We start from the raw sequence: 11,008 nt of genomic DNA on the forward strand, positions 1-11,008 counted from the left end.
TTGTTGAGAACCGTATGTTTGTTGATTCACACTGTCACTTAGATCGTTTATCCGACCAGACCCATGGGGGCGATATTGCCGCCACTTTGGCCGCCGCCCGCGCTGCCCATGTCAGCCAATTTCTTGCTGTAGCGGTTACCCTAGAAGACATGCCGCAGCTTGCGGCCATTTCACGCGAACATCACGATGTGGCGATTTCCGCTGGTTTGCACCCCCTGCACCACAGTGAGAATGAACCCAGCGTTGCCGATATAAAAGACACCGCTGAGCAGTATGGTGCGGTGGCGATCGGCGAAACTGGCCTGGATTACCACTATCGCGACAGCGTACCTATCGAGATTCAGCACGAGCGCTTTAAGCGTCACTTAATCGCCGCGCGTGAGTTAGAACTGCCGGTGATTATTCATACCCGCGAAGCCAAAGAGGAAACCTTGGCCTTGCTACGTGAATATAGCGACCCGCGAGTGGGCGGTGTATTACACTGTTTTACTGAAGACTTGGCGATGGCCCGTGAAGCGGTGCGGCTGGGTTTTTATATCTCGCTGTCGGGCATTATTACTTTTCGAAACGCCGCTCCGCTGCGTGAACTTGCCCGTCAACTGCCGCTGGATCGCCTGCTGATTGAGACCGATAGCCCTTATCTAGCACCCGTTCCTCATCGCGGCAAGCCCAATGAGCCCGCGTGGGTGGTGCAAGTAGCTGAGTGCATCGCCAAGGAGCGAGGTATCAGTGTCGATGAAGTGGCCATGCAGACGACCGCTAACTTTTATCAGCTTTTTCGTGCCGCCGCTCCCGATGCCCCGGAACACGTTAAAGAGGCGTTGGCCCACTCAGGGCTTCTATAGCCTGAAGTGCCTTGAATACGCTCAAGCGAGGTGGGTGAGATGAATATTGATCGATTGCTGCAGCAAGGTAATGGAGATGAAGGGCGCACTGGCGCTATTCCTCCACTCAATGAGTGGCAGCCTGTGCTCTCTGGCGATATGAACATCATCATTCACGCCGATGGTCGCTGGTCGCACGAAGGTCAGCCGTTTGCCCGACCCAAGGTGGCACGCCTATTGGCAACGCTGCTGCGCCTGGATGACGAGGGTTACTGCCTGGTTACGCCGGTAGAGCGCTGGCGAATAAAGGTCGAAGACCTGCCATTGGTGGCGGTAGAGGCTGACTTCCGTGACGGTGCCTGGTGGTTTACCACCCAGTTTGACGACGTTGTTCGCTTAGATGCCGAGCATCCGCTCACCGTCACCTCAACCCCCCAAGGTGAGGCGGTGCCACAGCTGCCGGTGCGTTTTGGGCTAGCTGCCCGCTTGCACCGCAATGTCTATTACCAGTTGGTTGAGGCGGCTGAAAGCCGTGATGTGGCCGGTGGCAAGAGTGAACTGGGGCTAACGAGTGCCGGTCAGTGGTTTGCGCTGGGTCAGGTGGATGATGAATTACTTGGCGAGGCGCCGTGAAGTTAACTGCTGAACAGCAAGCTGTTGTTAATCATCAGGCCGGGCATGCGCGCGTGGCAGCGGTGGCCGGGGCAGGCAAAACCACCACCATGGCCGCTCGGGTGCTGCATCTATTGGCCAGCGGTGTACCGCCAAAACGTATTTTAGTGCTGATGTTTAACCGCTCAGCAAAGGATGATTTTCAGCGTCGTTTAGCCGCAATGGCACCTGCCGGGCAGGCATTGCCCGATGTCCGCACCTTCCACTCCCTGGGGCACCGCTTGACTCAAAGCTTATGCCGCTGGGGGGCGCTAGCGCCGCGCCAGCTATTATCCGCCGATTGGCAATTAGAGAGGCTGCTTCGTCAGGCAAGTATTAATGTACTGCGTGATGCCGTTGAGCGCCGAGATGCTGCTCTGGAAGGGGATCGGCTAGAAACCTTAGCCCACTTTTGCGGCTTGGTTAAAGCAGAAATGATCACCCCCGAGGCGCTCTATGAGCGGCTGAATTTTGATCCAGACACCGACTATTTCCCAGCGGGGTTTGCCGAAGCAGAGAGGCTATTGGAAGCGGAAGGCGTGATGACTTATGCCGATCTGCTTTATCGTCCGCTGTTGGCGCTAGAAGCAGATAGTGCTTTACGTGGTCGCGTCGAAGGGTTCCTCGACCATGTCATTATTGATGAGTATCAGGATATTAACGCCGCACAGCAGCGACTTTTATCTGTGTTGGTGGGCACTCGTGCCGAGGTAATGGCAGTTGGCGATGCCAACCAGTGTATTTACGAGTGGCGCGGTGCCAAGCCCGACACCATGCTGGAAAATTTCGCCGCCACCTTTGGCGAAGCGACCGATTACCCACTATCAACCACCTTCCGGCACGGTCATGCGTTGGCGCTGGCTGCTAACCATGCCATTGCCGCTAACCAGCGGCGTCCTAATCAGCTATGCCTTGCAGCGGCTAATAACCCGGAGACCCGCGTCTCAGTCGGGCAGGGGAGCCGTTTGCTACTTGATGCGTTGATGGACTGGCAGGCTCAGGGGCGAGCGTTTAACGAAGCTAGTTTGCTGGTACGCAGTTGGGCGCTTTCGGTGCCGTTTCAACTGGCGCTGCTACAAGCAGGGATTCCATTTCGGCTTCAGCGCGAGGATCGTTTTGTGTTTCGTCTGCCGCTGGTGCAGGCCTTGGCGGGCTATTTAAAGCTGTCGCGTCGTCCAGATCTTCTTCGCGACCCGCAGCAACTGTTACTGCTGCTTTCACAGCCGACCCCCTTCGTTGCCCGTGAGCGGCTTCAGCGCTTGGCGCACCAACTGGCGACTACTCAGCAGTGGCCCGAGCGGCATGACGCCATGTTAACGGCGTTAAAGCCGATCCAGAGGCGCACGCTGAAAAAGCGCTGGCTGCTGCTTTGTGAGTTGCCACAGCTGAGTGCATGGCCTCCCGCGAAGTTGCTACGCCATGTGGTGGAAAGCATTGATGCTGAAAAAACGCTTAAGCGTGCGGCAGCGCGGCGGGATAAAGGCGAAGAGGATGTGCGCCTACTTGACGTGCTGATCGAACAAGCGCAAAGCGTGCAAGACCCGGATGCCTTTATCGAACTTCTTGAGCGCCCGGTAGAAAATCAGGCGGGTGGTGTGCTGATTAGCACTGTGCACGGGGCCAAAGGGCTGGAGTGGCCACTGGTAGCGGTAGCCGGTGTTAACGAAGAAGACTTTCCTCACTATAGCCGCGATAACCCGCTCAGCGATGAGCGGCTTGAGGAGGAGCGGCGGCTCTTCTACGTGGCAATTACCCGCGCCCAGGAGCAGCTATTAGTGCTTCATGATGGGGGCGTGCACCGGCCGAGTCGCTTTATTGCCGAAAGCGCCTGGCAGGATAGCATGCGGGTCGCCTCCTGCTTGGCCAGTACCAGTGCGCCCGCGGCGACCCTGCAAGTGACATCGGTGGGCCTGGTTGAACGCTATCTGATGCGGCTAGGGCGAGACGACATTGCGCTTGCGCCGGCACAGGTTGATGAGTCCAAAGCGGGTTATTCAGCAGAGGCAAATTTCTACCCTGGTCAACGGCTTCATCACGCGGTATTTGGCGTAGGCGAAGTGGCGGCGGTGGAGGGAAGCGCCAGCGACCCGGTCATTGATGTGCGTTTTGATCAGGCAGGGCGAAGGCGGCTCATTGCCCGCCGCGCACCCATTGAGCTACTCGAAAATGGCTCAACGCTTGCTGGGTAAGTCATTGATTTTCTAATAGTACACACTCTTTCACATTTGAACTCAAATTAAGCTTTAGAGCTGTTTGACTTAGCATCGCCCTGCCGATTTAATACCCACACTTCTACCGAGTTAATACTCAGCAGCTCATAGTATATAACTAATGAAATAGGGAACGAGCATGGTAAGGCAAGTCACTTGGCTTTGCGCCATTTTGATCGTTACCCAAAGCGGCGCCTTGCTTGCTGATAACTCCCTACCTAATCTTGAATTCAATGGTTTTGGCACGCTGGGGGTCGTTCACTCTGACGAGCAAAATGCTGACTTCGTTAATGACCCTTTTGCTTCACAAGGTGCTGGATACAGCCATGATTGGAGCGCAGAAGTTGATAGCCGCTTAGGGCTTCAAGCTACGCTGCATCTCACGCCTAAACTTTCCTCGGTTGTTCAAGTAGTCAGCGAGAAGCGGTATGACGGCTCTTACGCACCTGAGATTGAATGGGCGAATGTTCAATACGACATTACCCCTAATCTTAGTTTCCGCGTTGGGCGTATGGTGCAGAGCTCATTCATGGCTTCTGAACATCGTAAAGTTAATTACGCCACTCCATGGGTGCGGCCTCCGCAAGAAGTTTATCGTCTAATTCCGGTGGCTAATTTTGACGGTGTTGATATGCGCTATCGATACCCAGTAGGGGAGACTACCAATGAATTGCAGTTGAATTTTGGTGGTGGCAGCGTTGATTACTCAACGGGTAGTATCGACGCCAGCGATTCCTGGGGCGTTTCTCACCGTACTCATTGGGGGGATGCCACCCTGTTTGCCAGCTACGGCGAACTGAAAGTAAGCGCAGATGAACTCTCACAATTCTTCGATGTTTACCGCCTCTTTGGTCTACCCGGTGAACAGCTTGCTAGCCGCTACGAAGTTGATGGTAAGCGTACGAGCCTGCTGAGTTTAGGGTTAGGTTATGACCCTGGGTCATGGTTTGTTATGGGCGAGTGGGCACGCTCTTCGTCGCCTTCTCTGTTAGGGGAGAGCGAAGGAGCCTACATGACGTTAGGTTACCGTGTCGCCGAGTGGACACCGTATGTAGGTGTGGCGCGAGCAAAAGTCACCAGCAATACGTCAGAGCCTGGGCTAAATGCTGCCCTGTATCCATCGCCCTTTGCAGAAGGTGCCCAGCTCCTTAACGGGATGTTGAATGAGCTACTATCCAGCGGAATACAGCAAGAAAGCATAACGGTTGGCGCACGCTGGGATTTCAGACCGGGTATGGCTCTTACGGCCCAATATGATCACATCGATATGCGCTCAGGGACATCAGGGGGGCTGATTAATCAACAGCCCGAGTTTACCCCAGGTGGACGTATTAACCTGTTCAGCCTTTCGCTCGACTTTGTGTTTTAAGGAGAGTGGCCATGCTTAAACGTCTAACTGGATCCGGAATCAGCCTCTTATTGGGGGCGATGTTGAGCATGACTTATCATCCTGCTTCAGCCGAAGTATTGGTGGTGGTATCAGCCGAGGCGCCTTTTACTCGCCTTACCAGCAGCGATTTAAGGGATGTTTATTTAGGGCGCCGCACGCTAATAGTTAACGGAGCACAGGTGGTGCCCTTGGATCTGACTGAAGGTACGGCAGCGAGAAGTGAGTTCTACACCCGCTACACGGGGCAAACCCCTGCGCAGATCAAGGCACACTGGGCCAGGCAGATATTTACCGGGCGAGGGCAGCCGCCCCAAGCGCTGGCTAATAGTCGCGCAGTGGTAGAGCGATTAGTCAGTGATGCAAAAGCACTGGGCTATATAGACCCTTCCTTTCTTGATGAGCGTTTGAGAGTGGTGACAATTGAGTAGTCTCAATGATCCAAGAGGCCCGAGCCGGGTCAGCTCATCCAGAGCCTTTATTCATCGATGGTCACATCATCTTGTAGAGCCACTGGTACTCTTCAGCATCGTGGCTTTTATGATGTTATTGGTTATATGGGGAAGTACTTATTTTTTAGTCAATAAAGAGCGTATGTCCATTGAGCGTCAGGCAGAGCTGTCCGTGGGTGAAATCACCGACACCTACGAAGCAAGGGTTGTAAGGGCCCTCAGGGAAATTGACACGACACTGAAGTTAGTACGTTTTACCGCCAATAGCAGCAATCACTCGAGCGTGCTCAGTGTGTTAAATGAGCAGTGGCTGCTGCCTCCCGCACTGCTTTTTACCATCAGTATTGTTGATTCGCAGGGCATGGTTGTTGAGACCACTGATCCTGGGCTGCTTGGGCAGCGCCTAACGCCTCCTGCGCAAGCAATGCTGGACGATGATTACTTAGCCGTGGGAGAAAAGGATGCTAACCAGATTACCTTTACTCGACCATTAAGGCCTGAGCAAGAATCTGCGCAAGGGGGAGGCTCAGGCTGGGTCATCATCGCTATTGATGCCAATTACTTTGTGAGCAGTTATGAAGTTCGATCTTTGGGCCAGCAGGGCATGCTGGCACTCGTCGGTGCGGATGGCATCGTACGGGTCAGGCGTTCTGGAGATGCGATCCATTCAGGCGAGTTAATGGATATAGGAGCCTGGAAAAGTAGCACACTGGATGCTGTTAGTGCGCCTTTTATGACCCACTGGCAAGGGGTTGATCGTTACACGCTGGTGCGCGAGCTGTATGATTTTCCACTCTCGATCGTGGTAGGGCTCTCTGCCCAGGAACAGTTGGCCGCAGCTCACCAACTTGCGCGAAGCTATTGGCAGCGGGCCGGTTGGACTAGCGGCCTGCTACTCATCATTCTGGCTATACTCGGTCGTTTGAGCTGGCAACTTCAGTGGGCGCGGCGGCGGGTAATGGAAGAGCGTGTATCACATGCTCAGCAGGTCGAACACTTAGCTTTCCATGACACGCTAACCGATTTGCCTAATCGAGCCTTTTTGAGCCACTTGATTACTCAGGCCGTGAAGCTTGGCGGTCGCCATAGTGAATCCTTCGCGCTGCTTTTCTTGGATCTTGACCGCTTTAAGTTAATCAATGACACCTTGGGTCACGATGCCGGAGACCATCTCCTGCAAGAAGCAGCAAGTCGACTGACCACTTCGGTGCGTGAAAGTGATGTCGTCGCTCGGTTAGGGGGCGATGAATTTGTCATCCTTTTGAGTAAGGTTAGTCGACGAGACCAGATTGAGCCCATCGCCCAAAAAATTCTTTCAGCCATTAGAGAGCCCTTTATGCTAGCGGGCCAGGAGTGCCATGTCTCGGTAAGTATTGGTGTCTCGCTGTATCCGTTTGACGGGCTTGACGAGCAAACATTAATGAAAAGCGCTGATATGGCGATGTATCAGGCGAAGCTGCTGGGCAAAAACACTGTCCAGTTCTATACCGATGAATTAAGTGCGGAAATGGATGTGCGTTTAACCTTGGAGTCTGGCCTGCATCGTGCGCTTGTGAGTCATGAGTTTAGGTTGTTCTTCCAGTCAAAGCATGACGTCGAAGTAGGTAGCACGCTTGGCATGGAGGCATTGCTTCGTTGGCAGCATCCAACGCTTGGATTGCTGGAACCCGCCCAATTCATGCCCCTGGCTGAAGAGAGCGGTTTGGCCATGCCTATCGCTCAATGGGTGCTCGAAAATGCCTGTAGGCAAAACATGCTGTGGCAACAAGAAGGGTTTCCCGCATTAACGATGGCGGTCAAGATTTCTGCACGCCAATTTTACGACAACAGCTTTGTGGAGAGTATCAAGGAGGCATTAGCCACTACTGGAATGGATCCCTGGCTACTTGAGTTGGAAATGACAGAGAGCATGCTGCTGCAGGATGTTCAGCGTACGGCGAGTATCTTTGCCGAGATTAAAAAACTCGGGGTTAAGATAGTCATTGACGATTTTGGTACAGGGTATTCTTCTTTATCTGACTTAAACGCTTTGCCTGTCGATACGTTAAAAGTAAGTTCTTCTTTAGTTAAGCGCTTATCAGGCACTCGTCGCGACCAGCAGTTATCGTCATCGGTCATTGAGTTGGGTAAGCGTCTAGGGATGCAGGTGTTCGCGAAAGGGGTCGCTTCTCATGAGCAGTCCCATTTCATAGGCAGCCACTCCAGTCTCCCTTTTCACGGCTTTTATAGTAATAGACCGTTATCAGCAGAGGAGAGCTGTCAAAGGGAGAAATAGCCCAGACAGACACCGCTTACCCTTTTACAGCCAATGTAGGGCAAGCAGTGCACAGGTTTTAGCCGACTACTTTACATATTAGGGTAGTTGGGTCCGCCACCGCCTTCTGGTGCTACCCAGGTAATATTTTGCGCTGGGTCTTTGATGTCGCAAGTTTTGCAGTGCACGCAGTTTTGGAAATTGATCTGAAAGCGTGGCTGGCCCGCGCTATCCTCTACCACTTCGTAAACACCGGCCGGGCAGTAGCGCTGCGCCGGTTCTGCGTATTTGGGCAGGTTTTCGCGGATCGGTAGCTCAGGATCGTCCAGGCGCAAATGACACGGCTGATCCTCTTCATGGTTGGTGTTCGATAGAAACACAGAGGTAGGCTTGTCGAAGGAGAGTTTGCCGTCCGGTTTGGGATAGTTAATCTTTTCAAACTCGGCTGCAGGCTTGAGGGCGCCATAGTCTGTGGTGGTGTCGTGGACGTTAGGCAGCTTGTTGCCCAGCAACTGGTGAGCAAAATTATATGCTCCACCGCCCACGGTGCCATATTTATGGATCGCGGGGCCGAAGCTGGCGCTCTCTTTAAGCTCTTGGTAGGCCCAGCTGGCTTCCCATTTCTGGGTAAAGCTCGTTAGCTCCTGGGCGCCTTCATCACCACCTTTGATCGCCTCAAATACGCTCTCCGCGGCAACCAAACCAGACTTCATGGCGGTGTGCAGGCCTTTGATTTTGGAAAAGTTGAGAGTGCCCGCATCGCAGCCAATCAATAGCCCGCCGGGGAAGGTCATTTTGGGTAGGCTGTTAAAGCCCCCCTTGGTAATCGCCCGGGCGCCATAAGCCACGCGCTTGCCCCCCTCCAGATACTGACTAAGTACCGGATGATGCTTCATACGCTGAAATTCGTCGAAGGGCGAGAGCCACGGGTTCTGGTAGCCCAGATCCATAATCAAACCCACCACCACCTGCTGGTTTTCCGCATGGTAAAGAAACCAGCCGCCGTGAGCGTTTTTATCTAATGGCCAGCCAGAACCATGCAACACAAGCCCAGGCTCATGCTTGTGGGCAGGCACATCCCACAGCTCTTTAAGGCCGATGCCGTAGTGTTGCGGGTCGCGTCCTGCATCCAGTGAGAAGTCTTTGATTAAGCGCTTGCCCAAATGCCCCCGCGAGCCTTCGGCAAACAACGTGTATTTGGCGCGTAGTTCCATGCCCGGCATATGGCCATCTTTAGGGGTGCCATCTGCGGCAACACCCATGTCGCCAATCAGAATACCGCGCACGGCGCCTTCTTCAATAATGACCTCTTGGGCGGCAAAGCCTGGGAAGATTTCTACGCCGAGGCCCTCTGCCTGTTCCGCCAGCCAGCGGCACAGATTGCCTGCACTGATTACATAGCGGGTAAGCTCGCCGCCGGTGTTATGCATGCTTTTAGGTACCAAGGCGTTGGGCACTTTCTGCGCTTTTTCGGCGTCTTTGAGCAAGAAAACGTCATCGCGAATCGCCGGGGTATTGAGCGGTGCGCCGCGCTCTTCCCAATCTGGAAACAGTTCCGCCAGTGCGCGAGGTTCAAAGACTGCGCCCGATAAAATATGTGCGCCAACTTCTGAGCCTTTCTCAACGACGCAAACCGTGAGCTCTTGCTCAGCCTCGTTGGCTTGCTGCATTAGTCGGCATGCGGCGGAAAGCCCAGATGGGCCCGCACCGACAATGACGACATCAAAGTCCATTACATCGCGTTCTACAGTTTCCACCCGGTTTCTCCTTATTCTCTTTAAGTGCCAGCGTTTACAAAGCTAATCTAAGGTTAACTCCAGGGAACTAGCTTATAAAAAGTCGGCCTTAATTTAAAACGGTCGTTTGCTTCTGGTTATGCCCCATGATAGGCATAATACCTGTGTCAGGTCACGCCTACGATGGTGAAAGGAGCATTTATTGACGGTATGCTTTGTTAACCCTCGTTCAGTGCTACGACTAAGGCCGTAGTGGATGATTAAGCATTAGGTATTGTCGCTTTGTGGCAGGCTATGGCAAATTGGGAGGGTTTTTCAATTGCGCACCTATCAAACGCTCGATTGAATTTTATGCATTGAATTTAAAAGCGCCGCCATTTTTTGTTGGCAGCGCCTGTATTGGGGCAGGCGAATCGCTGTTGAGCGATTGCCGGTAAGTCTTCAATACACCACACATCTTAAAAAGGGGTATCCGCTGGGCGGGTGCCGTCTCAGGGTAACGGCTTTACGACAAGCCAAGCGAGGAACCTATGAAAGTACTCGTCGCGGTGAAACGCGTCATCGACTATAACGTCAAAATCCGCGTTAAGGCGGATCATTCGGATGTCGATCTTACCAACGTCAAAATGGCCATGAACCCCTTCTGCGAAATTGCCGTGGAAGAGGCGGTACGCCTGAAAGAGAAGGGCGTGGCGACAGAAGTCGTCGCCGTCACGGTAGGGCCCAAAGCCGCCCAAGAGCAGCTGCGTACGGCATTGGCGCTGGGCGCCGACCGCGCCATTCATATCGAAACCGACGAGCGCGCCGAATCCCTGGCCGTGGCCAAGCTGCTGGCCAAAGTGGTCGAAGAGGAGCAGCCGGGGTTGGTGGTGCTGGGCAAGCCGAATCCCTGGCCGTGGCCAAGCTGCTGGCCAAAGTGGTCGAAGAGGAGCAGCCGGGGTTGGTGGTGCTGGGCAAGCAGGCCATCGACACCGACAACAATCAGACCGGCCAAATGCTCGCCGCGCTGACCGGTCTGCCCCAAGGCACTTTTGCCTCGGAAGTTGCAGTGGACGGTGACAAGGTGCATGTGACCCGTGAAATCGACGGCGGCCTGCAGACTATTGCGCTGACGCTGCCAGCGATTGTCACCACCGACCTGCGTCTCAACGAGCCGCGCTACGCCAAGCTGCCCGACATCATGAAGGCCAAGAAAAAACCGCTGGATGTGAAAACCCCCGCCGACTACGGCATCGAGGTCGCCTCCAAGGTCAGTCTGCTCAAAGTAGAGTCGNGACATCATGAAGGCCAAGAAAAAACCGCTGGATGTGAAAACCCCCGCCGACTACGGCATCGAGGTCGCCTCCAAGGTCAGTCTGCTCAAAGTAGAGTCGCCCGCCGAGCGCAAAGGCGGCGTCAAAGTCGCCTCGGTAGACGAGCTGATCGACAAACTGAAAAACGAAGCCAAAGTTCTTTGATACAAGTACTTTGCTACAAGCGCTTTGAAAGGAGTTG

Annotated in this window: 7 protein-coding genes and 1 pseudogene; 7 read left to right on the forward strand and 1 reads right to left on the reverse strand. The window is 54.0% G+C overall.

Annotation, left to right across the window (positions count from 1 at the left end):
* Nucleotides 1-14 precede the first annotated feature (14 nt).
* The 6 genes from RO22_RS08735 to RO22_RS08760 all read left to right on the forward strand — a co-directional run bounded on the left by RO22_RS08735 (nucleotide 15) and on the right by RO22_RS08760 (nucleotide 7,799).
* A complete protein-coding gene (locus RO22_RS08735; RefSeq protein ID WP_009286419.1) occupies nucleotides 15-845 on the forward strand; it encodes a TatD family hydrolase in 831 nt (276 codons plus the stop codon).
* Between the two features lie 39 nt (nucleotides 846-884).
* A complete protein-coding gene (locus RO22_RS08740; protein ID WP_041158073.1) occupies nucleotides 885-1,457 on the forward strand; it encodes a DUF1285 domain-containing protein in 573 nt (190 codons plus the stop codon).
* On the forward strand, nucleotides 1,454-3,664 hold the full coding sequence (locus RO22_RS08745) for an ATP-dependent helicase (RefSeq protein WP_041158074.1): 2,211 nt from the start codon (nucleotides 1,454-1,456) through the stop codon (nucleotides 3,662-3,664). The genes RO22_RS08740 and RO22_RS08745 overlap by 4 nt, the downstream gene beginning before the upstream one ends.
* A gap of 160 nt (nucleotides 3,665-3,824) precedes the next feature.
* Nucleotides 3,825-5,054, forward strand: coding sequence for a hypothetical protein (locus RO22_RS08750; RefSeq protein ID WP_022523866.1), 1,230 nt, complete (start codon nucleotides 3,825-3,827; stop codon nucleotides 5,052-5,054).
* 11 nt (nucleotides 5,055-5,065) lie between these two features.
* Nucleotides 5,066-5,503: a hypothetical protein gene (locus RO22_RS08755; protein ID WP_022523865.1), complete on the forward strand. Its 438-nt coding sequence runs from the start codon at nucleotides 5,066-5,068 to the stop codon at nucleotides 5,501-5,503.
* A gap of 109 nt (nucleotides 5,504-5,612) precedes the next feature.
* The gene (locus tag RO22_RS08760) at nucleotides 5,613-7,799 is read left to right on the forward strand and encodes a putative bifunctional diguanylate cyclase/phosphodiesterase (RefSeq protein WP_235270480.1); all 2,187 of its coding nucleotides are present in this window, start codon (nucleotides 5,613-5,615) and stop codon (nucleotides 7,797-7,799) included.
* 71 nt (nucleotides 7,800-7,870) lie between these two features.
* Here the strand turns inward: RO22_RS08760 and RO22_RS08765 are convergent, their stop codons facing one another.
* A complete protein-coding gene (locus RO22_RS08765) occupies nucleotides 7,871-9,535 on the reverse strand; it encodes an electron transfer flavoprotein-ubiquinone oxidoreductase (protein ID WP_041158075.1) in 1,665 nt (554 codons plus the stop codon).
* A 509-nt stretch (nucleotides 9,536-10,044) separates the two neighbouring features.
* Here RO22_RS08765 and RO22_RS08770 point away from each other — a divergent pair.
* A pseudogene (locus tag RO22_RS08770) lies at nucleotides 10,045-10,971 on the forward strand (electron transfer flavoprotein subunit beta/FixA family protein).
* Nucleotides 10,972-11,008 lie beyond the last annotated feature (37 nt).

This window comes from Halomonas sp. KHS3 (genome assembly GCF_000830495.1).
In the GTDB taxonomy this organism is placed as follows: Bacteria; Pseudomonadota; Gammaproteobacteria; order Pseudomonadales; family Halomonadaceae; genus Vreelandella; species Vreelandella titanicae.

Excerpts from the sequence above, each read along its gene's own strand:
- RO22_RS08755 (WP_022523865.1), top strand. The coding sequence starts at position 5,066 with ATGCTTAAACGTCTAACTGGATCCGGAATCAGCCTCTTATTGGGGGCG.
- RO22_RS08735 (WP_009286419.1), top strand. The coding sequence starts at position 15 with ATGTTTGTTGATTCACACTGTCACTTAGATCGTTTATCCGACCAGACC.
- RO22_RS08760 (WP_235270480.1), top strand. The coding sequence starts at position 5,613 with ATGATGTTATTGGTTATATGGGGAAGTACTTATTTTTTAGTCAATAAA.
- RO22_RS08740 (WP_041158073.1), top strand. The coding sequence starts at position 885 with ATGAATATTGATCGATTGCTGCAGCAAGGTAATGGAGATGAAGGGCGC.
- RO22_RS08750 (WP_022523866.1), top strand. The coding sequence starts at position 3,825 with ATGGTAAGGCAAGTCACTTGGCTTTGCGCCATTTTGATCGTTACCCAA.